This is a genomic window from Chloroflexota bacterium, from assembly GCA_016875875.1.
GTDB lineage: Bacteria > Chloroflexota > Dehalococcoidia > GIF9 > UBA5629 > 9FT-COMBO-48-23.
Genome location: VGOP01000002.1, coordinates 206,408 through 231,491, shown reverse-complemented (window position 1 = coordinate 231,491; position 25,084 = coordinate 206,408). Strand labels below are relative to the sequence as shown.

Annotated in this window: 26 protein-coding genes and 1 pseudogene; 22 read left to right on the top strand and 5 right to left on the bottom strand. The window is 50.1% G+C overall.

The window, feature by feature from the left end:
- Positions 1-7: 7 nt before the first annotated feature.
- Positions 8-544, bottom strand: coding sequence for a cob(I)yrinic acid a,c-diamide adenosyltransferase (locus FJ023_02590; protein MBM4446228.1), 537 nt, complete (start codon positions 542-544; stop codon positions 8-10).
- 341 nt (positions 545-885) lie between these two features.
- Here FJ023_02590 and FJ023_02585 point away from each other — a divergent pair, with 341 nt between their 5' ends.
- The 5 genes from FJ023_02585 to FJ023_02565 all read left to right on the top strand — a co-directional run bounded on the left by FJ023_02585 (position 886) and on the right by FJ023_02565 (position 4,925).
- On the top strand, positions 886-2,727 hold the full coding sequence (locus FJ023_02585; GenBank protein ID MBM4446227.1) for an aldehyde ferredoxin oxidoreductase family protein: 1,842 nt from the start codon (positions 886-888) through the stop codon (positions 2,725-2,727).
- A gap of 66 nt (positions 2,728-2,793) precedes the next feature.
- Positions 2,794-3,177: a 50S ribosomal protein L21 gene (rplU, locus tag FJ023_02580; GenBank protein MBM4446226.1), complete on the top strand. Its 384-nt coding sequence runs from the start codon at positions 2,794-2,796 to the stop codon at positions 3,175-3,177.
- Entirely contained in the window at positions 3,177-3,440 is a 264-nt protein-coding gene (locus FJ023_02575) for a 50S ribosomal protein L27 (GenBank protein ID MBM4446225.1), read from the top strand. Before rplU ends, FJ023_02575 begins: the two co-directional genes overlap by 1 nt.
- Positions 3,437-3,643, top strand: a complete 207-nt coding sequence (gene rpmE / locus FJ023_02570; GenBank protein ID MBM4446224.1) for a 50S ribosomal protein L31 — start codon at positions 3,437-3,439, stop codon at positions 3,641-3,643. The genes FJ023_02575 and rpmE overlap by 4 nt, the downstream gene beginning before the upstream one ends.
- 376 nt (positions 3,644-4,019) lie before the next feature.
- Positions 4,020-4,925 (top strand): DUF1385 domain-containing protein, encoded by a 906-nt coding sequence (locus FJ023_02565; GenBank protein MBM4446223.1) that lies wholly within the window; start codon positions 4,020-4,022, stop codon positions 4,923-4,925.
- Here the strand turns inward: FJ023_02565 and hisI are convergent.
- The 3 genes from hisI to hisA form a co-directional block, all read right to left on the bottom strand.
- Positions 4,922-5,242: a phosphoribosyl-AMP cyclohydrolase gene (gene hisI, locus FJ023_02560; GenBank protein MBM4446222.1), complete on the bottom strand. Its 321-nt coding sequence runs from the start codon at positions 5,240-5,242 to the stop codon at positions 4,922-4,924. The two genes, FJ023_02565 and hisI, sit on opposite strands and share 4 nt — an antisense overlap.
- An 82-nt stretch (positions 5,243-5,324) precedes the next feature.
- Complete coding sequence (locus tag FJ023_02555) at positions 5,325-5,804, bottom strand: hypothetical protein (GenBank protein ID MBM4446221.1); 480 nt, start codon at positions 5,802-5,804, stop codon at positions 5,325-5,327.
- A gap of 187 nt (positions 5,805-5,991) precedes the next feature.
- Positions 5,992-6,705: a 1-(5-phosphoribosyl)-5-[(5-phosphoribosylamino)methylideneamino]imidazole-4-carboxamide isomerase gene (hisA, locus tag FJ023_02550; protein ID MBM4446220.1), complete on the bottom strand. Its 714-nt coding sequence runs from the start codon at positions 6,703-6,705 to the stop codon at positions 5,992-5,994.
- Positions 6,706-6,868: 163 nt separating this feature from the next.
- Between hisA and FJ023_02545 the strand changes: the two genes are divergently transcribed.
- From FJ023_02545 to FJ023_02475, 15 genes and pseudogenes are all read left to right on the top strand, one after another.
- The gene (locus tag FJ023_02545) at positions 6,869-8,011 is read left to right on the top strand and encodes an acyl-CoA dehydrogenase (GenBank protein ID MBM4446219.1); all 1,143 of its coding nucleotides are present in this window, start codon (positions 6,869-6,871) and stop codon (positions 8,009-8,011) included.
- 88 nt (positions 8,012-8,099) lie between these two features.
- Positions 8,100-9,653, top strand: a complete 1,554-nt coding sequence (locus tag FJ023_02540; GenBank protein MBM4446218.1) for an acyl-CoA carboxylase subunit beta — start codon at positions 8,100-8,102, stop codon at positions 9,651-9,653.
- A 15-nt stretch (positions 9,654-9,668) separates the two neighbouring features.
- Positions 9,669-10,412, top strand: coding sequence for a methyltransferase domain-containing protein (locus FJ023_02535; protein ID MBM4446217.1), 744 nt, complete (start codon positions 9,669-9,671; stop codon positions 10,410-10,412).
- Positions 10,413-10,430: 18 nt separating this feature from the next.
- Positions 10,431-10,649: a hypothetical protein gene (locus tag FJ023_02530; protein MBM4446216.1), complete on the top strand. Its 219-nt coding sequence runs from the start codon at positions 10,431-10,433 to the stop codon at positions 10,647-10,649.
- Positions 10,650-10,886: 237 nt separating this feature from the next.
- Complete coding sequence (locus FJ023_02525) at positions 10,887-11,777, top strand: prenyltransferase (protein ID MBM4446215.1); 891 nt, start codon at positions 10,887-10,889, stop codon at positions 11,775-11,777.
- A 206-nt stretch (positions 11,778-11,983) separates the two neighbouring features.
- Positions 11,984-13,696, top strand: coding sequence for a TIGR04190 family B12-binding domain/radical SAM domain protein (locus FJ023_02520; protein MBM4446214.1), 1,713 nt, complete (start codon positions 11,984-11,986; stop codon positions 13,694-13,696).
- Between the two features lie 11 nt (positions 13,697-13,707).
- Positions 13,708-14,442, top strand: coding sequence for a TlyA family RNA methyltransferase (locus FJ023_02515; GenBank protein MBM4446213.1), 735 nt, complete (start codon positions 13,708-13,710; stop codon positions 14,440-14,442).
- A 121-nt stretch (positions 14,443-14,563) separates the two neighbouring features.
- Positions 14,564-14,823: pseudogene (locus tag FJ023_02510) on the top strand (GIY-YIG nuclease family protein).
- Between the two features lie 148 nt (positions 14,824-14,971).
- Positions 14,972-15,760: an alpha/beta fold hydrolase gene (locus FJ023_02505; protein MBM4446212.1), complete on the top strand. Its 789-nt coding sequence runs from the start codon at positions 14,972-14,974 to the stop codon at positions 15,758-15,760.
- A gap of 33 nt (positions 15,761-15,793) precedes the next feature.
- On the top strand, positions 15,794-17,209 hold the full coding sequence (locus tag FJ023_02500) for an amidophosphoribosyltransferase (protein ID MBM4446211.1): 1,416 nt from the start codon (positions 15,794-15,796) through the stop codon (positions 17,207-17,209).
- Positions 17,190-18,215, top strand: coding sequence for a phosphoribosylformylglycinamidine cyclo-ligase (locus tag FJ023_02495; GenBank protein MBM4446210.1), 1,026 nt, complete (start codon positions 17,190-17,192; stop codon positions 18,213-18,215). The genes FJ023_02500 and FJ023_02495 overlap by 20 nt, the downstream gene beginning before the upstream one ends.
- Positions 18,216-18,225: 10 nt before the next feature.
- Entirely contained in the window at positions 18,226-19,758 is a 1,533-nt protein-coding gene (purH, locus tag FJ023_02490) for a bifunctional phosphoribosylaminoimidazolecarboxamide formyltransferase/IMP cyclohydrolase (protein ID MBM4446209.1), read from the top strand.
- A gap of 138 nt (positions 19,759-19,896) precedes the next feature.
- Positions 19,897-20,379: a transposase gene (locus tag FJ023_02485; GenBank protein ID MBM4446208.1), complete on the top strand. Its 483-nt coding sequence runs from the start codon at positions 19,897-19,899 to the stop codon at positions 20,377-20,379.
- Between the two features lie 136 nt (positions 20,380-20,515).
- Positions 20,516-20,839: a hypothetical protein gene (locus FJ023_02480; GenBank protein MBM4446207.1), complete on the top strand. Its 324-nt coding sequence runs from the start codon at positions 20,516-20,518 to the stop codon at positions 20,837-20,839.
- The gene (locus tag FJ023_02475) at positions 20,811-21,914 is read left to right on the top strand and encodes a hypothetical protein (GenBank protein MBM4446206.1); all 1,104 of its coding nucleotides are present in this window, start codon (positions 20,811-20,813) and stop codon (positions 21,912-21,914) included. Before FJ023_02480 ends, FJ023_02475 begins: the two co-directional genes overlap by 29 nt.
- Before the next feature lie 232 nt (positions 21,915-22,146).
- On the opposite strand, the gene FJ023_02470 is transcribed toward FJ023_02475, so the two are convergent.
- Positions 22,147-23,355 (bottom strand): hypothetical protein, encoded by a 1,209-nt coding sequence (locus FJ023_02470; GenBank protein MBM4446205.1) that lies wholly within the window; start codon positions 23,353-23,355, stop codon positions 22,147-22,149.
- Here FJ023_02470 and FJ023_02465 point away from each other — a divergent pair.
- Together FJ023_02465 and FJ023_02460 are read left to right on the top strand one after the other, a co-directional pair.
- Positions 23,354-23,545 (top strand): hypothetical protein, encoded by a 192-nt coding sequence (locus FJ023_02465; GenBank protein MBM4446204.1) that lies wholly within the window; start codon positions 23,354-23,356, stop codon positions 23,543-23,545. The two genes, FJ023_02470 and FJ023_02465, sit on opposite strands and share 2 nt — an antisense overlap.
- A gap of 46 nt (positions 23,546-23,591) precedes the next feature.
- A complete protein-coding gene (locus FJ023_02460; GenBank protein MBM4446203.1) occupies positions 23,592-24,974 on the top strand; it encodes a 2-hydroxyacyl-CoA dehydratase in 1,383 nt (460 codons plus the stop codon).
- Positions 24,975-25,084: the final 110 nt, after the last annotated feature.

The window sequence follows — 25,084 nt, the reverse complement described above, 5'->3', positions numbered from 1 at the left end:
GATGATCTCAGTATTCAAACCCCTTGCGGGATAATATCCCTTTATCATACGGGTGCTTCACTTTGACCATATCGGTGACTAAATCAGCCAACTCGATTAGCTTAGGGTCAGCGTAGCGGCCGGTGAGTATAAGCTCTACCTTCTCCGGCTTGTCATGTATCAGTTTTATGACGTCATCCACACTAATCAGCTTCCAGGCTACAGCTACGTTCACTTCATCGAGGATGACTACATCATTTTTCAGGCTGAGCACAGCTTTTCGGGCAGCCCCCAGAGCCTTTCGAGCTTCTTCTTTCTCCTCCGGTTTAACATTTGCCGGGTCAACGAAATCTTGAAAGCCGAATCTTTCAACGGTAACATTGGATAGTTCGGATAGGATTTTCTGCTCTCCGTAGGGGAAATCGCCCTTCATGAAGAAGACAATATGTATGTGGAGACCATGCCCCAGGGCACGTAGAAGCACTCCCAGAGCTGCTGATGTTTTGCCTTTGCCATGACCGGTGAAGATTTCGACCAGGCCCCTGGTTGAAGTCTCAGCAGGCAAGGTCTCGGCTGATTCCCTAGCCACTTCAATGGCAGTTTAACAAAAAGCCAGATACAGTGTCAAACGATGGACAAAATGCAAAAGTTAAAGATCAAAATGCAAAATGACAAGTCAAAATTCAGAAAGGACTTCAACAGGCGAGTCAGAGGTTTTCCTTGAGTTATCAGACCAGCTGAGCAAGACACAATATTTTTGCATTTTCAGTTGCCATTTTGACTTTTTATTTTTGATTTTTGACTTGGCGAGCCAATTATTGACATCTTTAGCCTTAACTGTATAATAACCTTGTTGTCCCGTCATTCCAAAATTTCGCACCAGATTTCGCTTCAGGAGGTGAACCAATGGCCGGTGGCTACTTAGGTAAAATTCTCTACGTTGACCTGACAAAAGCCAAGATAATGGAGGAGCTTGTTGAAGAGGCTCTGTATCGGAATTTCCTCGGCGGTTACGGTATCGGCGCCAGGATATTATTCAGCCGTCAGAGAGCTCAAGTAGACCCCTTGGGGCCAGATGCCATGCTGGGATTCGTTACCGGCGTTCTCACCGGCACTCCCGCCCTCTTCGGCTCGAGATATGTGGCGGTGGGCAAATCACCGCTCACCGGAACCTGGGGTGATGCCAACTCCGGCGGTGATTTCGGACCACACCTGAAATTCGCCGGCTATGACGCCATTTTCTTCACCGGCATATCACCAGCACCCGTTTACCTCTTAATCGATGATGGTAAAGCCGAGCTGAGAAAAGCAGACAAATTGTGGGGCAAAGACACCTGGGAAACGGAGTCGCTGCTCCAGGCTGAGCTTGGCAAAGAGGCTCGAATCTCCTGCATCGGCCCTTCAGGAGAGAGTCTGTCCCTCATCTCCTGCATCATAAACAACAAGGGGAGGGCCGCCGGCCGCTCTGGGCTGGGGGCGGTGATGGGGTCGAAGAAGCTCAAAGCCATAGTGGTGCGAGGGAATAAGCCAGTTCCTATTGCCCATGAGTCAGAGCTAAAAGAGGCTAGGACGAAATACCTCAAGGAGCTAGGCGGCGCCGTTGAGGCATTCCGCAATTTCGGCACTTGCGCCGGTATGAATGTATTAGTGCAAATCGGTGATGCCCCGGTCAAGAATTGGCAAGGGACAGCGCTGGACTTTACCACTGCTGCCGACATAAGCGACCAGAGCGTGATTAACCTGCAGGAACGCAAATACGGCTGCTGGCAATGCCCCGTTGCCTGCGGCGGCCATATGAAGCCAGGCACAGGACAATACAACTATCCGGCGGAAGTGCACAAGCCGGAATACGAGACCCTGGCAGCCTTCGGCTCCATGTGCCTGAACGACAACCTCGAGTCCATAATAAAGATCAACGATATCTGTAATCGCTACGGGCTGGACACGATTTCCGCCGGCTGCACAATGGCCTTCGCTATAGAGTGCTACGAAAATGGGCTTATCAGCAACAAAGACACCGATGGCATCGAGCTTAAATGGGGTAACCACAAAGCCATCGTGGAGATGACCGAGAAGCTGGCAAAGAGAGAGGGTTTTGGTCAGGTGCTAGCCGATGGCGTCAAGCGGGCAGCGCAGCAGATAGGCAAAGGAGCCGAAGAGTTCGCCATCCACATCCAAGGCCAAGAAGTGCCCATGCACGACCCCAAACGCTACCTGTACTATGCCACTGCCTATCTTGATACCACGCCAGCCCGCCATACACAGGGAAGCTACGGCACCAAGCCAGCCAGCGGTCTGGAATTTCCCGCTTACGACAGCAAGTCCACTGCCGGCCGCGGCCAGGCAAACAAGATGGGCAGCGACCTGATGCATGCCATAAGCTGCGCCGGCCTGTGCATGTTCGGTTTGGGTTTCATGCCCGCCAGCGCCCTCACCGACTTCATAAACCTGACCACAGGCTGGAACTACAGTATAGATGACCTGCTGAAAATAGGAGACAGAATCGCCAACATACGGCAGGCGTTCAATATCCGTGAAGGTATAGGCATGGCTGACTTCAAAGTCCCGGGCAGAATTTCCGGCAATCCTCCACCCGAAGCTGGCCCCACGGCGGGAAAGAGCGCGGATTTCCCCACACTGCGCAACGATTATCTCGCCGCCAGGGACTGGGACGCCAGCGGCAAACCCAGCAAAGAGAAACTGCTCGAGCTCGGTCTGGAGGACGCGGCTAAGGCTCTATGGGGTTAAGCTGCCAGGTGAGGGTGAATTTGACATTCAGCTATCTAATCTGGTAAATTACCCTTTGCTTTGAAAATGACACAAACTTACGCTATAGTCGAAACCGGCGGCAAGCAATATAAAGTAGCCCCGGGCCAAAAGATCAGTGTTGACCGTCTAGAAGTTGCCGACGGCGAAGATGTCGAACTTTCTAAGGTGCTGCTTATCGCCGATGAAGAAGACACCATCGTCGGCAGCCCGACCATCGATGGCGCCAAGGTAATTGCCACCTGCCTCGGTGAAGGTAAAGGCGACAAGGTTATCGTCTTTAAGTATAAACCCAAGGTGCGCTATCGCCGGAAAAAGGGACATAGACAGCTTTATGCTAGACTGGAAATCAAGGAAATCGTTAAACCCGGCAAGGAGATAGCACCAAAGAAAACCCAAAAGAAAAAGGCGACAACCGGAGGTAAGAGCTAATGGCACATAAGAAGGGCGGAGGCAGTACACGCTACGGGCGCGACAGCAAGTCTAAAAGGCTTGGCGTGAAACGGTACAGCGGTCAGCAGGTTCATGCTGGCACCATACTGGTCAGACAGCGAGGAACTCGCATTCACGCGGGTAACAACGTGGGCATAGGCAAAGACCACACCCTGTTTGCCCTGATTGACGGCACCGTCAAATATGAACCGGCAACCAAGAACCGGAAAAAAGCTAGCGTTTATGCTGAGCAAACGAAATGAAGGCTAAAATACATCCTGAATACCACAACGATGCTAAGGTGATCTGCTCCTGTGGCAATACCTTCACTACAGGCTCCACCAGGAAGACACTGAAAGTGGAGCTATGCAGCAAATGCCATCCATTCTTCACCGGCGAACTGAGGATAGTGGACACCGCCGGTAGAGTGGAACGCTTCAAACGCCGCTACAAGCTTACCAAATAACCAGGCGGATTTGAGACACTCCTTATCTACGTACAGGCCTAAAGACCTGTGCCTACAATCTCACGAAAATCCTAATCTCAAATTTCCAAGCACCAAGCAAATCCCAAACTCAAAATACAAATGACCAAAACCATCAGGTGTTTCGAATTTGGCAAATTCGGATTTTGATATTGTTTGGGATTTAGGGTTTAGTATTTAGGATTTCTTATCTTATGAGCGAGTCTCGACTCTTTAGGGTCGAGTTCCCGAGGTTAAAACCTCGGGTCTAGGATTTCTCTGATGGGGCTAAAGTGATGAGTGTAGGGACAGACCTTCAGGTCTGTCCGCCTGCGGACAGGCTTAAAAGCCTGTCCCTACGTCAGCAGAAAAGTTAAGTATGAAAGAGAAACCTTTCCATTACGGTGGGCAAGCGGTAATCGAAGGCGTGATGATACGAGGGCAGGAGAATGTGGCTGTCGCTGTCCGCCGACCCGATGGTGAGATAAGCGTAACCAGCCAGCCACTTGCCAACCTATACAAAGGCCGCGTGAGAAATTGGCCCATCATCAGGGGCATAATAGTACTCATCGAGACTTTAGCCCTGGGGATTCAAACCCTGCTTCACTCCGCCCAGATTGCCGCAGCCGAGGAAGACGAAAAGGGCATATCTCCAGCGCTGCTGTGGGGGAGCTTGGTTATCGCCGTTGCCTTCGCTGTAGCTCTATTCTTTGTCACTCCACTGCTGCTCACTCGATACCTGGTCGATCCATACATCGCCTCAGCCCTAGCCAGCAACATCGTCGAGGGCATCATACGCATCGGCATCTTTATCGCCTATCTGAAAGTGATAAGCCTGATGCCAGATGTGAAGAAGATTTTTGCCTATCACGGCGCCGAACACAAGGTGGTCAATGCCTACGAAGCCGGGATGCCCCTGGAAATAGATTATGTCAAAAACTACTCTACATCCCACGCCCGCTGCGGCACCAGCTTCCTGTTGGCAGTCCTGGTTATCTCTATTTTTGTCTTCGCCCTGCTGGGTCGCCCGCCACTGTGGCTGGGCATTCTGTCCCGCATCGTTCTCATCCCTGTCATCGCCGCCATCGGTTATGAGTTTATCCGCTTCGGAGCCAACCATAGTCGGAACTGGTTTATACGTGGTCTCCTCGCCCCAGGTCTTCTATTACAAACCATGACCACAGGAGAACCAAACGACAACCAACTGGAAACAGCCTTATCTGCGCTGAAAAAAGTCATCGAAGCCGATAGTGGCGAGCCATTAACCTCTAACAATCAAGCTTAGCCGATATCTTTCCTGTCAAATTCCTGAAAGAAACAGCTCCGGTTGCCGGTGTGACATACCGGGCCGGCCGGTTTAGCCCGAATCAGGATAGCATCGCTATCACAGTCTTTAGCCATGGACTGCACTTTCAAAATGCTACCGGAGGTAGCCCCTTTGTGCCATAATTCCTGTCGGCTGCGGCTGTAGAACCAGGCCTCACCGCTATCCAGCGTCCGCTGCAGAGCTTCCTTATCAGCGTAGCCCAACATCAGCACTTCGCCGCTATCGGCATCTTGAATTATGACCGGAATTAGACCCTTATCATCGAATTTCAACATCACACACCACCTTATTTATTATCCGACATCGGACAGGTCTGAAGACCTGTCCCTACATTTTCTAATCTGTAGGGACAGACCTTTAGGTCTGTCCGCCCAGTTCCTTGATATCAAACATGAAGGAGCCTGCAAAAGCATAGCTCTTATAATCATCCACTAACCCCTTCCGCACCGGATTATTCAGTATATACAAAGCCACCTCTTCAAGCACCTCTTCCTTCCTGAGGACATGGTCATAATAGCTCCTTTGCCAAAGAGGACTAGCATGCGCTCTCGTAAATGCAAAACTGCTTTCTGGCTTAAACGTCCTAATAAATTTATGCAGGGAAGATTCTTTCTCTCCCAAAAGCAAGAGATGAAGATGGTCAGGCATGAAACAGTAAGCATAAATACCAAAGTCATTTTGTTCACCGCTCCGTCTTAAAACAGGTAAAACAATATCAACTATTTCTTTGTTTTTAAAATATGGCCTCTTTTGATATGTAGAGCACGTGATGAAATAAGCATAAGGCCCTGTGTAATCAAAACTCATAAGCCTTGGTGAACTTCTTCGCTGCTGCAATATTTCCCCCTCTACTTTCGGACGTGTCTAAAGACCTGTCCCTACATACCCTCCCCCGTCATTGCCAGCGAAGCGTGGCAATCTCATAGTTCCCCTCACCGAGATCGCCACGTCGCTAACGCTCCTCGCGATGACACCAGAGAAAAAGACAAACGTATGGATAGACCTTCAGGTCTGTCCGCCCTCCTCATAGCCCCAGAGCTAGAGCCTCGCTCAATTTCATATCGCCGGTGTAAAGCGCCTTGCCCACAATAGCACCTTCTACCCCTATCTCCTTGAGCTTACTCAAGTGATTCAAGGCTGAAATGCCACCGGCAGCAATAATCGGCAAATTCAAACCTTTGACCATCCCGGCTATGGCTTCAAAACCAGGCTCGGTAAGTGTGCCATCGCGTTTTATATCGGTATAGATAATACGTCTCACTCCCATAGCCGCCATCTTCAAGCCCTGCTCTAAAGCTGTAATCCCAGTGCCCTTCTGCCAGCCATGAGTAGCCACACGCCCATCCCTGGCATCTACACCAACGACTATGGCTTCACCGAACTTCTGGCACAATTTTTCCACCATCTCTGGCTGCTCTACTGCCACTGTCCCCAGAATCACGCGATTTATCCCTATAGCTAACAGCCTGACCACCGTAGCTTCATCCCTTATACCGCCGCCAAGCTGCACGAGTAAGTTCACCCGTTTTGCTATAGCCTCGACAACAGCAATATTACGCGGCTCACCACCGGCAGCACCGTCCAGGTCAACCAGATGCAGCCGACTAGCTCCTTGAGCCTGCCAGTCGAGGGCAACAGCCACCGGGTCCTCAGAGAAAACCATCTCCTGGCTGTAATCGCCCTGATACAGCCGGACACATCTGCCACCTTTGATATCAACGGCTGGAATTATCTCCATGCCATACCTGCAGTTCAACTACGAGATTGCCACGGCTGTTCCCTCGCTTCACTCGGGACGCCTCGCAATGACAAAGGAACACACTATTTTAACTTCCATGGATTTACTATACAATATTAAAGGTTTGCCCAATTACTTTCAAATACAAGGAGGACAATAAAAAATGGACTTCGAGCTTTCCGAAGAGCATAAAATGTTCCAAGAAGCCATACGTAATTTCGCGGAAAAAGAAATCGCTCCGCTCGTTGAGGAAGCTGAGAAAACAGCCACCTTCCCCCTCCAGCTATTTCCCCAGATGGGCAAGTTAGGTTACCTCTGCGTCAGGTATCCCGCCAAGTATGGCGGCGCCGAGATAGGCAAGGTAGGCGACTGTATTTCAGTCGAGGCTGTAGCTTACCACAGCGTCGGCATATGTGCCGGTATCATGGTACAGGGAGGAATTGCTACCTCTGCTGTCTACGCACGAGGGAGTGAAGACCAGAAGCAGAAATACTTAATGCCAGCCATTAAAGGAGAAAAAATAGCCGCTTTCGGGCTTACCGAGCCTAACGCCGGCTCCGATGCCGCAGCTATAGAGACAACAGCAACTAAAAAGAACGGCAAGTACATTCTCAATGGCACAAAGATCTTTATCACCAATGGAAATATCTGCGACTTCGTTCTGGCTGCCGCTTATACGGACAAAAGCAAAGGGTCTAGAGGCGGAGTCAGCCTGTTCATTGTCGAAAAAGGCACCCCCGGATTCAACCGTGCCAAGCTGCATAAGTTTTGTGGCCGTTCCGGTGAAACAGGGGAGCTAAGCTTCGAAGATTGTCCCGTACCCGAAGAAAATCTCATCGGTGAAGAAGGTAAAGGCTTTCCCTACGTTATGGAATCGCTAACTGGCGGCAGAATATCCCACGCCTCCCGAAGTCTAGGCTTGGCCCGGGCAGCTTATGATGCTTCCCTCAAATACGCTCAGGAAAGGGTACAATTCGGGCAACCTATCGCCAAATTCCAAGCCAATGCCTTCAAACTGGCACGAATGACCATGGACATAGAAGCAGCGCGCTGGCTGATATTCCACGCCGCCTGGCTCTATGACCAAAACAAGCCACACTTGAAAGAAGCAGCTATGGCCAAGCTTTTTGCCAGCGAGGTAGCAGTAAGCGTGACCGCCGAAGCCATGCAGATTCACGGCGGCTATGGTCTGACGGAAGAGTCCGTGGTCCAGCGCTACTTCCGCGACTCCCGAATGTCAACCATCACCGAAGGAACTTCAGAAATCCAGCAGCTCGTCATCTCCAGAGAAATCGGCATTCGCTAAAGCCAGGAATAAGTTTCATTGCATTTAGGCATTGAGGTAAGCGAAACATCTAGCAGCTAAAAACCAGACTGCGAAAGGCGGGGCAACAATGTCAAAGACCAAAGAGCTAATTGAGGCTTACAAGGCAAAGCGAGACAAAATAAAGCAAATGGGTGACCCTAAAGCCATTGAGCAGCGCCATAAAGCTGGGCAATGGTCAGCACGGGAAAGAATTGACTATTTCTTTGACGCAAATACTTTCACCGAAATAGGACTTTTCGTTAAGCACAGGACTACAAGTTTCGGTATGGACAAAAGGGAGGTGCCGGCTGAAGGAGTAATAACTGGCTACGGTAAGGTAAATGGCAGACCAGTCGTCGCTATTGCCGAGGACTTTACTGCTATGGCAGGAACCTTTGGCGAATATCACGGCAAGAAATTTGCCCGCGCCCTCGAATTTGCCAAAGACATGGGCTGGCCCTGCATAAGCATGAACGACTCAGGAGGAGCCCGGCTCCAAGAAGGAATGGATACTCTTGAGGCTTATGGCTGGCTCTTCAGAGCCCAAATCCTGGCTTCTGGCATAGTGCCCCAAATATCTTTGCTCATGGGACCATGTTTAGGCGGGCAGGCTTATCACCCGGTAATGCAGGACTTCCTCATTCAATGCCGGCACACCGGCTTCATGGGCATCGCTGGCCCTGCCTTCGTAAAAACTCAAATCGGGGAGGAAATTACACTGGAGGAGCTTTCTGGCTGGAAAGCTCATGCCATTAAATCGGGGCAAACCCACATCGTAGTCGGAAACGACAAAGAAGCCTTAGATGCCTGCAAACAGCTTTTGTCCTTCCTCCCCTCTAATAATAAGGAAAAGCCACCCTGTGTCAAGACGAAGGACGACCCCGAGAGAACAATCCCAGAACTGGATACCATAATTCCCGACAACTCAGCCCAACCCTTTGACATGCTTAAACTAATCACACTGGTAGTTGATGATGGCTGCCTTTTTGAGCTACTGAAAGACCACGCACCGAACTGCATCATAGGCTTTGCCCGATTCAATGGTCGCCCGGCAGGTATAGTAGCCAATCGGTCAACGTACATTGGCGGGGTAATCGACGTAGACGCCGCAGACAAAATGGCCAGATTTATAAGGTTTTGCGACCTGTTTAGCATCCCGCTGATCAGCTTCCAGGACTGTCCCGGGTATATGATAGGCTCTGAACAGGACTGGAAAGGTATTCTGCGGCATGGCGCCAAGTTGCTTTACGCCTGGGCCGATGCTACCGTGCCCCTGATTTCAATCATGGTAAGGAAATCTTACGCCGGTGCCCACTACGGGATGTTGGACAAATCCATCGGTGCCGACCTAGTCTTCGCCTGGCCAACAGCACAGGTCACCATTGTCGGAGCTGAGACTGCAGCCAGCGTCATCTTTGCCAAGGAGATAAAAGAGGCAGAAAACCCCAAAGAGGTGAAGGGCAAACGAATACAGGAGTATCGAGAACTCTACGAGAATCCCTACATGGGAGCCGAGCGAGGCTACATCGATGACATCATAATGCCTAGCGATACCAGGAAGATGATAAATAGAGCCCTAGACACCTTGGGAAATAAGACCGTGGCCCGACCATGGAGAAAGTATTCTAATATCAACCTCTGAAACCTTAGAAGTCGCATGGCAGTCAACTACACCGATATTTCAAAGACATATGACAATTATCGCTCCTACCCACAGAGTCTGATAAAAAAGGTTATTGCACTGGGGAGGATTAGTGCAGGAAAGAAGGTCTTAGACCTGGGCTGCGGCACGGGAAATATAGCTTCGCAATTACGGAATATAATAAAGACAGATGTAATCGGTGTAGACGCGTCGCTCCCCATGTTGAAGGTCGCCAGGGGCAAATCTGTTGAAGTTATCTGTGCCGATATCGATAACCGGCAATTGCCTTTCCGTGACGGTTCTTTCGATACCATAATAGGAGCTTACGTTGTTCATCAAATAAAAAACCTGAACTCCATGCTTTCAGAGTGTTATCGCGTGTTGCGTGGTGGCGTCCTGGTTCTTTTAACCTCCAGTCATAAACAAATCGAAAATCAACATCCGATTATTAAAAATTTTTTCCCCAGCTACATCGATATCGATAAAGGTAGATTCCCAGATATTCACCAGATAGATTACCTGTTGAACTGTCACGGTTTCAAAAATATTAAACACGAAGAGGTGACTGTTGAGAACATCCCCATAGACTACGAATATCTGCAAAAAGTGAAGAGCAAATATGTCTCGACTTACCACCTTATACCCCAAGGCGAATTCGAGAGTGGTATTAGGCAATTGGAAGCGTTCATCGTGAACCGGAATCAGTCAGAATTCAGGAACTGGCATGGGACGATAATATGTGGACTAAAGACTGTTTGATAAGGAGGTAAATACGGAATGTTCTGCTTAAATTCGTATCCGACAGAAATTGTGTGGACATGGATTATCCTCTTGGTCGCCCTCTGGACTATGCCGTGGAAAGGCGTGGCTCTATGGCGTGCTGCCGGCAACAAGCATCTATGGTGGTTTGTGGCACTGTTTGTGCTCAATACGCTGGCCATCCTGGAGATAATATATATCTTCGGATTCAGCCGGAGGAAATCAGCAGCAGCCTGAACAACCCATCCATCACCCAAAAATCTTAAATACTAAACCCTAAATCTCAAACAATACCAAAACTCGAATTCTCCAAATTCGAAACTGCGCTGTTTTGGTCATTAGAATTTTGGGTTTTGAGTTTGTTTAGAGCTTAGAAATTCGAATTTAGGATTTATACGGTAAGATGCACAGAATAGATCACTATCGAACATACTGTAGACATGGCCTTCGCCTGTTTGCTATACTCAAGAACTCGTGAAGCTAAAAGTTTGGTTCCTCGAGACCAGGCCACAGTTTTTGCTCCTCTCCGTGGTGCTAGCTTTTCTGGGCACCTGCATGGCCTGGCATGACGGCGCCTTTCATCTTGGCCACGCTATACTGGCTTTCATCGGACTGCTTCTGTGCCATATCAGTGTCAACGTCCTCAACGACTACTATGACTATAAAAGCGGCATTGACCTGAAGACCAGGAGGACACCATTCAGCGGCGGCAGCGGCTTCCTTCCCGCCGCCTCTCTAAAGCCTAAGCATGTCTTCTGGTTTGGCCTAACCTGCTTCCTGCTGGCAGTACCCATAGGCATTTACTTCGTGCTGGTCAGCGGCTGGCTCCTGCTGCCGCTGCTTGTTATAGCTGCTGTATGCATTCTACTCTACACGCCGCTACTGACCAGGCTGGGATGGCCTGAGTGGTCACCGGGAGTTGGTCTGGGAACACTGCCGGTTCTGGGAGCTTACTTCATTCAGACGGGCGAATACACGCTCCCCGCTGTTATAGCGTCTATCCCCTCCGGCATATTAGTGCACAATTTGTTGTTTCTGAACGAATTCCCTGACACCGAGGCTGATATGATAGCAGACAGAAAGACACTGCCCATAACTTTGGGGAAGGCAAGGGCGAGCATAGTCTACTCAGTTCTCACTGTAGCAGTATATGTATGGATATTCGGCTCTGTGGAACTAAAGCTGATACCTGCATTCTGTCTCATAGCTTTGCTAACGCTCCCCTTCGCCATCAGGGCTATTCAAGGTGCCCTGAGATATCAAGACGAAAGCAAGCTGATGCCGGCTATGGCAAATAACGTCCTTGTTGTTCTGCTGACTCAATTACTTCTGGGCATTGGCTATCTCCTAGCAGGAATCTTCTGAAAATGTAAAAACTAAACATCAAAATGCAAAATTACAAGTCAAAATCCAAAAATGGTTCTTAAAGAGCAAGTTTACGCTTTATAAAGTGGACTCTACTGCGTCCATTGAGCAAGGTTTCTATTTTGCATTTTTATCTGTCATTTTGATTTTAAACTTTTTATTTTTGATTTTTAAGATAGCAAAGCTATAGAATTGCCATCTAGGAGATTACTGTGCCAACTGACCTGATTCTGCTACATGCCCCCAGCATCTACGACTTCCGCAAAAAGACTATACTTTACGGACCGGTCAGCGACCTGATTCCACCTTCCTACGTCTTCGAGATGTACCCCATCGGGCTCACCAGCATCGCCGAATATCTGGGACGCGCCGGCTACCAAGTGCGCATCGTAAACCTTGCCGTGCGTATGCTCAGAGACGGGAAATTCGATGCCGAAGCCTTTATAAAGCGCCTTAAGGCGCCAATCTTCGGTATCAACCTGCACTGGATGGTGCACTGTCACGGCTCAATTGAGGTGGCAAAGATAGTTAAAAAATGGCACCCTGAGTCAAAGTTGATATTCGGCGGCTTCTCCTCCACCTACTTCTCCAAAGAGCTGCTTGAATACCCCGATATAGACTACGTGCTCAGGGGAGATTCCACGGAAGAACCATTCCGCCAGCTAATGGACTGCATAATAAGGCATAAGGGGGAACTGGGGAAAGTGCCAAACCTTGCCTGGAAAGACAGCCAGGGCAGGATACAAGAAAACCCCTTCTCCCACGTCCCCACCGACATCAGCGATGTCATGGTCAACCATTACGGCAACGTAGTTCGGTCTGTGATTAGGTACCGCGACCTCATCAGCTACACACCGGTCAAGGACTGGCTTCGCTATCCCATTACGGCGGTGCTCACCTGCCGCGGCTGTACCGAGAACTGCGTTATCTGCGGAGGCTCTGCCGCAGCTTTCCGCAAGTGCTATAACCGAGGCAAGCCAGTTTTCCGCTCTCCGGAAGCGGTGGTTCGAGACGTCAGGCAAATCTCGCGCTTCAGCAACGGCCCCATCTTCATACTGGGCGACCTGCGTCAGGCAGGAGAAGACTACGCCAGCCAGGTCTTTAGCCTGCTTCAGAAGAACCGGGTTAAAAACCAGTTCATTCTCGAGCTATTCTACCCGGCTTCGAAGGACTTCCTGCGCCAGATGAGCCTGGCCTGCCCTGACTTCTGCCTGGAGATTTCTCCCGAATCTCACGACCCCGAGATAAGGAAAGTCATCGGCAGGCCATATTCCAGCCAGGAACTGGAACAAACGCTGGGCGACGCCCTCGATGTCGGCTGCCGGCGGCTGGATGTGTTCTTCATGATTGGACTGCCCGGGCAAACCCCACAGTCAGCCATAGACACCACCGATTATTGCGAACATTTACTTGAAAGATTCCGTGGAGACAAGCGGATTTCCATGTTCACCTCCCCGTTGGCGCCATTTCTCGACCCGGGCAGCCTTGGCTTCGAGTACCCCGAGCGCTACGGCTACCATATACTGTTTCGGACGCTGAAAGAGCACCGCCAGGCGCTGGCATCGCCGAGCTGGAAATATTCCCTCAATTATGAGACGGACTGGATGACCCGCCAGCAGATTGTGGACACATCCTACGAAGCCATACTGCGCCTGAATCAACTCAGAGTGAAATACAGAATTATATCTGAACGATTAGCCAAAATAAGCGACCAGCGCCTTAGAGCCGCCTGGGAGATGGCACGTCGCCTTGATGACTTGCTGTCAAAGAACAATATTGAGGAAATAGACCACCTGAAACCAGAGGTGGACAGAATCAACATGTTCCCCGTAGCCGAGAAAATTCAACTGGAAGTACCGCCGCCATTCATCAAACTGAAGCCATTCCGAGCGCTGTGGTTCTTAGTGACAGGACGGTAAATGCTATTGCTATGCCAAAGCAGCGGCTGGACAATCTGCTGGTGACGAGAGAGCTGGCTGAAAACAAGAAAATGGCCCAAGCTCTGATTATGGCCAGCAAGGTAACCGTGTCCGGCAGGAAAATCACCAAGCCGGGCACCCTGGTTGATGAAAACGCAGAGCTTGAGCTAGCCGAAAAACTGCCATATGTCAGCCGGGGCGGCTTCAAGCTGGCTTACGCCTTAGATGAGTTCAAGCTCGATGCCACCTCCCTGACAGCCATGGACGTCGGCGCCTCCACCGGCGGCTTCACCGATTGCCTGCTCCAGCGTGGTGCCAGGCGTGTCTACGCCATAGACGTCGGCTACGGCCAGCTCGACTACAAACTGAGGCAGGACCCCAGATTAATTGTCATGGAAAGGGTCAACGCCCATTATCCCTTCTCCCTGACGGAAAAGGTTAATATAGCCACCATGGATTTGTCCTTCATCTCGGTGACCAAAGTAATCCCCAATGTCGTAGAACACCTTGCACTACCAGGTTGCATAATAGTGCTATTCAAGCCGCAATTCGAGGCAAAGAGAAAAGAGGTGGGCGAGGGTGGCATAATCAAAGACCCGCAGATTCACGCCCGAGTTCTGGCACGCTTCATCGTCTGGATAACCGAGCATGACTTAAGATTGCGCGGACTGGTCGCCTCGCCTATACTGGGTGCCGAGGGCAACAAGGAATTTCTGATACTGCTCACACCAAGCCAGATGAAATGACATAAGAGTTACGTTTACTTATCATCACGAAGAGCTTCCTTCTTTGTGTCATCGCGAGGAGCGTAGCGACGTGGCGATCTGAACAGAGACGAAAATGCATAAGCAGTATTATGTCTATATAATGACAAACAATAGTAACAGAGTGCTATTACAGGTGTTACAAATGACCTTAAAAAGAGAGTTTATGAGCATAAGGAGAAATTGATAGAAGGCTTCACCAAAAGATACAATGTGACTAAGCTAGTATACTTCGAGGCCTGTGATGATGTAAAAGCTGCCATTTCCAGGGAAAAGCAAATCAAAGGTGGCTCAAGACAGAAGAAGATAGACCTGATTTGCAATATAAACAATAAGTGGCAGGACCTATATGATGATTTGTGAGAGATTGCCACGCTTCGCTCGCAATAGCATTTCTTGTTTGTCATCGCGAGGCGTGTAGCGACGTGGCGATCTCATTAAAAGGCAGACGTGGTTGCCAAGCAGAGATTGCCACGCTTCGCTCGCAATGACATGAGTGAAGAGGCTCGCAATGACAGGAGAAAAAAAGAAAAAGAACTTCACGCTCACAGTGGACAACCTTCGCCTTCCCGGTGAGGTCTATTTCCCAGAAACCACCAAACGGCCTTGCCCAGCCCTGTGCCTTTGCCACGGCATCCCCTCCGGAAAGCCCAGCTCAAGCGATGACGGAGGCTATCCAGGGTTAGCCGAAAGGTTCTGCGCTGCCGGCTTTATCACCCTGATTTTCAACTTCCGGGGAGCAGGCCCGGCTCAGGGCAATCTGGACATGCTGGGCTGGACACGAGATTTAAAGGCTGCCATCGACTATCTAGCCGGCATACAGGAAGTGGACAAGTCACGCCTCTGCCTCCTCGGTTCCAGTGGTGGTGCTGCTGTGAGCGTTTATGTCGCCGCCAATGACCACAGGGTATCTTCTGTGGTAACCCTCGCCTGCCCGGCTGAATTCAATTTCTTGACTGATAAACAGCGCGCTAAGGCTACCATTAACCACTTCCGCAACATCGGGCTGATAAGAGATAAAGACTTTCCGCCCTCGGCCGATGAATGGCTTCATGGCTTCAACACAGTCTCGCCGCTCCGCTGGATAGACAGAATCTCTCCCCACCCCCTGCTCCTGATTCACGGCGATAAAGACGACCTGGTGCCAATAGAACACGCCTACAAGCTCTATAAAGAAGCCGGCCAGCCTAAAGAGATGGTAATAATTCCTGGCGCCGGGCACAAATTGCGCCTAGAAGAAAAAGCCGTAACCACCGCCCTGGACTGGCTAAGAGCAACCACCAAATTGACCTCTACATAGGAAAAGGCTTATAATTAAGATGCAAGTTTAGCTATGCATGAAAGCTGCGGTATATTCGGCATCTATGCTCCTGGAGTAGATGTAGCCCGAATTACCTTTTTTGGCCTTTATGCCCTCCAGCATCGTGGTCAGGAAAGCGCCGGTATCGCCACCGCCGACGGAAAGAAAATCTGCCTCCACACCTCAATGGGACTTGTTTCCCAGGCGTTTACCGAGGACGAGCTAGCCCAACTCCAGGGTCATATAGCTATAGGTCACACTCGTTACTCCACCACCGGCTCAAGCCGCGCCAGCAACGCCCAACCCATACTGATTGAAGCAAACTCGACAACCATAGCTTTAGCCCACAACGGCAACATAGTTAATGCCAAATTCCTCCGCGACGAGCTCTGTCATCTGGGATACACTTTCGCTACCACCACCGATTCTGAAATTATAGCCAATCTCGTCATGTCCTCCACAGAAAGGAATCCTGTAGACAGGATAAGGTATGCTATGCGCCGGCTGCAAGGAGCCTATTCTGTGGTAATTTTGACTAAAGATAAGCTGATTGGAGTTCGCGACCCTATGGGAGTACGGCCGCTTTGTCTTGGGACTATCGATGGCGGCTGGGTAATTGCCTCAGAAAGCTGCGCCCTCGGCCATGTTGGAGCTCAATTTATCAGGGAAGTAGAACCTGGCGAAATAGTGGTCATAAATAAAAATGGGGTCAAGAGTTTTACCGAAGAGAGCACCCGAAAAGCCTTATGTATCTTCGAGTATATCTACTTCGCCCGTCCCGACAGCATTATCCAGGGCAAGCTTCTTTATCCAGTACGGCAAGCCATGGGCAGAATACTGGCTCGAGAATATCCTATTGAGGCTGATTTGGTGATGGGTGTTCCTGACTCGGCTACCGCTGCTGGCATCGGTTATGCCACAGCTTCGGGCATTCCCTACTGCGAGGGCCTAATCAAGAACCGCTATGTGGGACGCACTTTCATCGAGCCTGACCAGAGACTGCGAGACCTCGGCGTTAAGCTGAAGTTCAATCCACTGTCTGAAACAATCGTCGGGAAAAGGCTGATAGTCGTTGATGATAGCATCGTCCGCGGCACCACCACTCCTAAGGTAGTCGCTATGCTCAAGCGAGCTGGCGCCAGAGAGGTACACCTGCGCATCTGCTCCCCACCCATACGTCACCCCTGCTTCTTCGGCGTGGATATGGCAACCAGATGGGAGCTTATCGCTGCCCAGAAGACCATACCTGAAATCAGAGACGTCATTGGAGCTGATTCCCTCGGTTATATAAGCATCGACGGCTTAATCGAGTCGGTAGATCTGCCTAAAGATATATTCTGCCTGGCTTGCTTCACCGGCGAATACCCCATACCGGTTCAGCTGGAGATGGACAAACTGGCACTAGAAGCCATACCTTCAGGGAGCTTGAGTGAACTCGGCGGATCGTGAGGCTTACGCCCAGGCCGGCGTTGATATCAAAGCCGCCGATAAAGCCAAAGAGCTGATTAAGCGACTGGCTCGGTCTACTTCCAGACCCGAAGTCTTAACCGATATCGGCTTATTCGGCGGCATGTTCCAATTAAAGGACTACGCCGAGCCGGTATTAGTTTCCAGCGTCGACGGCGTGGGCACCAAGCTCAAAATCGCCTCGTTTTTGAATAAGCACAACACCATCGGCTTCGATTTAGTAAACCACTGCGTTAATGACATACTCACCTGCGGTGCCAATCCGCTTTTCTTTCTCGACTATATCGCTATGGGCAAACTACTGCCAGAAAGAGTGGAAAGCATCGTCAGCGGCATAGCCCAGGCCTGTAAAAACGTCGCCTGCGCCCTCATCGGCGGTGAAACCGCCGAGATGCCGGGAATATACCAGGGCGATGACTATGACCTCGTCGGCTTCATCGTTGGGGTGGTGGAAAAGGCAAACATACTCAATGGCAATTTCATCACTTCCGGTGATATTATCCTCGGTTTGCCTTCCAGCGGGCTGCATACTAATGGCTATTCGCTGGTGCGTAAGGTCTTCGATATAGACCGCAACCCGTCTTCGTTGCAGGTCTTGTACCCCGAACTGAAACGGAATCTCGGCGAGGAGCTTCTCCAGCCGCACCGATGCTACTATTCAGAGCTGAAGTCAGTTTTGCCGATGGTTAAAGGTCTGGCTCATATTACCGGCGGGGGATTCGAAGGAAATATCCCCAGAATCTTACCCCAGGGCATAGCTGCCCAAATCAGCAAGGATTCCTGGCCTGTTCCGCCCATCTTCAAGCTCATTCAAGAGCGGGGCAAAATAAAAGAAGTCGAGATGTACCAGGTCTTTAATATGGGAATAGGCATGGTCATTATTTGCTCGCCAGAACAAGTAGCCGAACTCGCCACTGCCTTGCCTGAAACCCAAAAAATTGGTAAAGTTATCAAGTCCACAAATAGCCAAAAAATAATCATTTCCTAAGGAGGTTAACTTGCGCGCTATTGTCAGCGTATCCGACAAATCAGGACTGGTCGATTTTGTCCAAAAACTAAAAGATTTAGATGTCGAAATCTTCAGCACCGGTGGCACTAAAAAGGCTATTGATGCCGAGGGCATAAAGGTCCACAGCATCTCAGAGCTAACCGGTTTCCCTGAGATTTTAGATGGTCGGGTGAAAACCCTTCACCCGGTAGTCCACGGTGGCATCTTAGCCAGGCGTGACTTTCCCCAGCACATGGACGAGCTGGCAAAGAACAAGATTCAAACTATAGATATGGTAGTGGTCAACCTATATCCCTTTGTCCAGACAGTGACCAAAGCAAATGTCTCCCTTGAGGAGGCACTTGAGAATATAGACATCGGCGGGCCGACGATGATCCGTGCCGCCGCCAAGAACTTCCCATCTGTCCTGGTAATCGTCGACCCTGAAGACTATGACGTTATCCTCGACAAGCTGCGCCAGGGCAAGGTGGACCAGAAAGAGCGGAAAAGGCTGGCTCAAAAAGCTTTCCAGCACGTTGCCATGTATGACACTGCCATCTCCCAGTATCTCCGAGACGAAGAGACCTTCCCACAAGACATGACCATAGCCATGAAGAAGCTCTATGACCTGCGCTATGGGGAAAATCCCCACCAAAAAGCTGCCCTCTACACCGAGCAATCCATAAAGCAGAAGCCTACGGGCATGACATCGGTCAAGCTGCTCAGCGGCCCGGAACTATCCTTCAATAATTTCCTCGACCTTGAGGCCGCCTGGAGCACTGCCTGCGACTTCAACGATCCCACCATAGCCATAATCAAGCACAACAACGCCTGCGGGCTTTGTAGCAACAAAGACCTTATCGAAGCCTACAAGAGAGCTCTTGCCGGTGACCCGGTATCCGCATTCGGCGGCATCGTTGCCTGTAACCGCCCCATTGACCTCGCCCTAGCTGCCGAAATTGATAAAACTCATTACGACTGCATCATAGCCCCAGGCTACAGTGACGAAGCCCTTGAAATCTTTAAACGCAAGAAGAACATGCGTCTACTCTCGTTGCCCATACAGACACATCAAGGCAAAACCGGGAACATCGACCTGCGCCCTATCGGCGGCGGTTTCCTGGTGCAAGAGCAGGACTATTACACCGAGGAAGAATTTAAGCCCAAGACGGTATCCAAGCGCGAGCCAACCAAGGCTGAAATGCGCGACCTTCTCTTCGCCTGGAAAGCGGTGAAACACATAAAGTCGAATGGTATCGTCCTGGCTAAAGACAACACGCTGCTCGGCATGGGCACAGGGCAACCCAACAGGGTAGTTAGCGTCGAGTTGTCTCTGAAGAGGGCTGGTGATGCCGCCAAAGGCAGTGTCCTCGCCTCCGATGCCATGATTCCATTCCCTGACACCGTTGAGGTGGCAGCACAGGGCGGAGCAACTGCCGTAATCCAAACCGGCGGCTCAGTAAGAGACAAAGAGGTAATCGCCACGGCCGATAAGTATAATATGGCTATGGTGCTCACCGGTATACGCCATTTCAAGCACTAAGACGACGGACACATAATGTAGAGGGCAGGTCTTTAAGGCCTGTCCGCAACGGACAGACCTGAAGGTCTATCCCTACAGAATTGATAACATGGCGAATGTAGGGGCAGGTTTTTAGACCTGTCCGCAAAACGGGGAGGAATGCTAAAGCAACGAAAGAGTTCACCAAGGCTGTGCAGCTTCGATTATTCAGGGCCTTATGCATATTTCGTCACTTGTTCAACCTATCAAAAAAGACCATATTTCAAAGAAAAGGCAGTCATTGACACTGTTATGCCCTTATTGAAACGTTTGGGTACGCAGAATAGCTTCACTATTTACGCCTACTGTTTTATGCCTGACCACCTTCACCTTTTACTATTAGGAGAGGATAAATCCTCTTTACACACGTTTATGAAAACATTTAAACAAGAGACCAGCTTTAAATTTAGGAGGACATGTAATAGCCCTCTTTGGCACAGGAGTTATTATGACCATGTTCTGAGAAAAGAAGAGGCACTTGAAGAGGTGGCTTTATATATACTGAATAATCCGGTGCGCGCAGGGCTGGTGGATGACTATCGGAGCTACGCCTTTTCTGGTTCTTTCGTTTTCGATACAAACGTGGCGAGTAGACAGACTTAACAAGCAGAGTGCATAATGTAGGGACAGGTCTTTAGACCTGTCCGCAACGGACAGACCTGAAGGTCTGTCCCTACAGAGTTAAAGACACGAGGAAGCTACATGTTTAGTCCACAGAGGTGAATAGTTTGGAGGTGAAATGGAAATGATGATAATCGATAAAGATAGTGTCAGTGCTACCAAGCAGAAGGTGGCTGACCCTAAGAAAATAAAACAGGCTATTAAAGATGTGAAAAAAATGCTGGAGATAAAAGAGGCTCTCCTGTGGCGGTCTGAAGGGATGACGCCCTGCTGCGGCTCTCTATGCAATATATCGGCACATCTCACCCGTGAAGTAAGCATACTGGAAAACACCCTGTCGGCATTGGAAAATGGTAATACGGCTCAAGCCACCGACTTATTACAAGAGTATATCAATGCATTAGAGGCAAGCTGTGAACCCAGCCAGCCAAACTATTGTTGACCTCGATACTCTGGTCGAGGCTCTGCCCCAGAAAGCAAAAAGGCTTTTCCAACGCATATTCTCGGTTTCGACTGCTAAGGGCTGCCTCAAGCCACCTGCCACCATGCTCCCCTGGATTGAGCAGCAGTTCGGTTCGGTGGATAGGGTAACCGAGCAGAAAATCATCAAGGTAACCAACTTGGTCACCTTTGAAGGCGCCATATTCAACTCACTGCGAGCCCTGCGTCCACGGCAGTATGAAGACAGGCTTAGAGTCGAAGCCAATATTCTGGATAAAGCCAAAGACGACCCGCTAAGCAAACCTCTGGAAGATACCCCGGAAGACCTTTTCGGCAGAATAAAAGGAAAGTACTGCATCACCGCCAGCAATATCGCCAAATATGACGGGCTCCACGGCATGATAATCTTCAAAGACTTTAACCCGCTCAAGTTCTCCAGAGAGGAGATTATCGACTATCTGGACACCGGCTGGAAGTGGGCACAAAAAGCCCACCAGTTCGACCCCTCGGCCAAGTACTACTTCTTCCTGTGGAACGCACTGAAGAAAGCCGGAGCGAGTATGGCTCATGGCCATGCCCAGGTGGTGCTCAGCCACGATTGTCATTACGCCAAAATCGAAGCCTTGCGCCAGGCCGCCCTTCGCTACAAAGCCGAAAATGGCTCCAATTATTTCGACGACCTGTACCAAGTTCATCTCAACCTTGGCCTGGCTCTAGAGAAGGACGGAATCCGAATCCTGTCTTACCTGACCCCCATCAAGGAAAAAGAAATGATGCTCCTTTCACCCGCCTTGAACGACTCCTTCAAAGACAGGCTCTATGAGGTCCTGGCCTGCTTCCGTGATTGCATGCATGTAACCGCCTTCAACGTGGGCATAGCCACCCCACCCCTTAACTCTCTCCCCAAAGAATGGAAAGGCTTCCCCATCGTCGCCCGAATAGTTGACCGCGGCTATCCGTGGGATGGCTCCTCTGATTTCGGTACTATGGAGCTTTACGCCGCCAGCATCATCTCCAGCGACCCGTTCCAGGTAGCCCAAGAGCTTAAGAAGGCTTTAGTCTCACCCGCACAATAGCAAATCCCAAATACTAAGCACTAAATCCTAAACAATATCAAAATTCGAATGCTCCAAATTCAAAACGCTCAATTTTAAAGAACTGTCATTGCGAGCGGAGCGTGCCAATCCCCGCACAGCAACAACGTTTGCCTCTGCTTAGATCGCCACGTCGCCCTTCCCATACGGGAAGGGCTCCTCGCGATGACAAAGGACAAATGTAGGGACAGTCCTTCAGAACCTGTCCGAGAATTCAGTCGCTACCGCCTATAGTGGATGGCACCGCACTAGGCTGCTTCCTCTTCAACCTCATCCCGAAGATGAACCTGGTGACATTAGTTCGTTTTATACACTCGTAGAGAAGCATAATCGTCGTGAACGATAACGCCGCGATGATAAGGTACTTGAGATAGATGTTGATATCCCACTGGATCACATAGTAGCCTACGATGATTATCACAGTCTGGTGCAGTATATAAAACGGCAGCACCGCCTCATTGCCGTATTGCAGGAAACGATTAGTGAAAGATAAGTACCTGCGGGCATAGCCCAGGATAGCCATTATCCAGAACCAGGTATTAAAGCACCGGAGACAGGTGAACAATATACTCGCCGGCGAGTAACCAAGGGGCGGTACGCGTTCTGATAGTTCAACATATGCGTCTGTTGCAGTCATCATCAGCGCCAGGATAAGTGCCAGCGCTTTGTGGCGGTCAATGGCCTGCCAGAACCTGCCATCAGCGCAGAAAAGGCAGCCATAGACAAAGAAAGTAATGTAGTAGAGAAAGAATGCCCAATCTTTCACCAGATTTTGTTCTCCGCCGGGAAACAATGGCAGCAGCGCGGCAAGGAAAATCCACAAGGGCACGGCATACAAGAATATGATTCCTCGCTTACGTACAGAATCAGCCAGTTTTGAAATCAACTTCTCGCCCGCTGGCTTGCGCAGCCATAGAAAAAGCGGCAACGCTAACAGCGTGAAGGTGAACAGGTAGGCGAGGAACCAGAGGTGATGCCAGCTGAGGTTGCCCGTCCCTGCATAACTTCCCGAGTAGGTGCCTTCAAAAAAGTGCGGGTAGAACTGAAAGAACGAGCCAGTGAACTGCCCCTCATATATCCGTTCCAGGTATACTTGTGGCGGCACAACTAGCAGCATGCCGAAAATTAGAGGGACCAGTAGCCTCAAGACACGTTCCTTGATAAAAGGTCCTTTCTTTCTAGCGCCGAGGGAAAACCAGGCAGCAGCACCAGCTACCAGGAAAAGAGGCTGCATGCCCCAGTAATTGAAGAAATGATTGTAAGTCGCGAAGGCCAGACCGGTTTTAGCGTTTTTCAAATGCCAGGGGTCAAAGTCAAAAAACCTGCTGCAATGAAATAGGAACAACGCCAATATAGCCAGAACCCTGACCCAGTCAAGGTCATAACGCCTCACAGAGCTACTGTGCACCTTAGACCCAGCCATGAAATCTTCCGCATATTATAACAGGTCAGTCAATAGCTTCTTTCCCAAGGACGACCTGTTGGTAATGCTGCCGACAGACATGGAGGTCTGCCCCCTGTTTGTCATTGCCAGCCCTTCCACGGAAGGACCTCCTCGCGATGGCAGAATAGAAACCGAGATTGCTTCGCCACTATATGTAGTGGCAAATTAAACGATGCATAATCCTCTCTTGTGTTATAATACGGGACATATATCTGATGCCCTTCAGCCAAGATTTCAAAAGGAGTGAATTAGCTATGGTTACGGAAGAGAAAAAGAAGGTTATAAACCGGCTGAAATCAATGTACCCGCTTCGAGCCAAGGTAAATGAGACCTACCTGAAGAGCACTGAAGCCATCAAGGCGGGCAAGCCCGCTGTCTGGGCTATGCTCAACTTCTACTACGGCGACCCTATACTCAAAGCCATGGACGTGGAAGTGGTCTATCCCGAAAACTATGGTGCCATTGCTGCGGCAACAGGAGTTGCCCAGCGATACCTGGAACAGGCTGATGCCGATGGCTTTCCTACACATCTCTGCGGCTACAGTCTGACCAGTCTCGGCTATACATCGCGGATGATGAGAGAATTCAAAGGTGAGGTGCCGCCAGAGGCTCCCTTTGGAGGCATGCCAAAGCCGGTATTTCTGCTGTCCTCAGCCGCTATCTGCGACGCCAGGTACAAGTGGTTCCAGTCATTAGGCCGCTACATGGATGTGCCGGTATGGCCACTGGAATCACCCAGCCCCGGAACAAAAGAGTTCTTCATCGAAGGCGCTTTCCAGAAAATGGTTGACCTGGGAGTGAAACATCTCAGGGACTTTGTCACCTTCGTCGAACGCATGGTGGGCAGGAAAATAGACTGGGACAAGCTAGATGAAACGGTTAACCTCATGATAGAAATAAACCGGGTGTGGCATGAGGTGAACGAGCTGCGCAAGGCAAAACCATGCCCCATGCACAGCAGGGACTTCTGGAGCACCATGCCAGCAGCTCTGTTCCTGGCCGGCGACCTAAAGGATTCGCTGCAGCTCTACCAAAATATGTATAAAGAGGTGAAAGACAGGGTAAATGACCACGTAGGAGCCGTTCCTGAGGAGAAATACAGGTTGGTATTCGCCGAGCTTCCACCCTGGCATAGCTTGGGATTTTTTGACAAACTGGCTGAGAGGGGGTGGAACTTCGTCGTCGAGAGCTTTGGCTATCGCCCGCCCATCCCCGTTGACCTCAGCCAGGTCAAAGACCCGCTGGAACGAATCACCAGATTCAGCCTCCAGTTCTTTGCTGGCTACTACGAAGATGCCCGGCAACAGAATGTGCTCGGTGGCTCTTTCGCTTATCCTTATTTGAAATATGCCAGAGAATGGAAATGTGACGGGGCAATGCTTCATCCCCTTATCACCTGCCGCAGCGCCTCCACGCACCTGCCTTACGTGGCAAATATGCTGATGGAAAAGCTGAAAGTGCCTTCACTGAGCATAGAAGGAGATATCGTAGACCTCAGATTGTTCAACCCTGAAGATGCTTTAGCCAAGGCAGAGCCATTCGAGGAAACAATGGAGCACTACAGAAGAGTGAGGAAACAGGAAGGCTTCGACTGGTGAACAAAAGTAAAAAATAAAACATCAAAAGTCAAAGACGAAAATGTGCTTTGATGTTTGTTCGCTTGAAAAAGAAACATTTTTGCATTTTTATCTGTAATTTTGATTTTTGG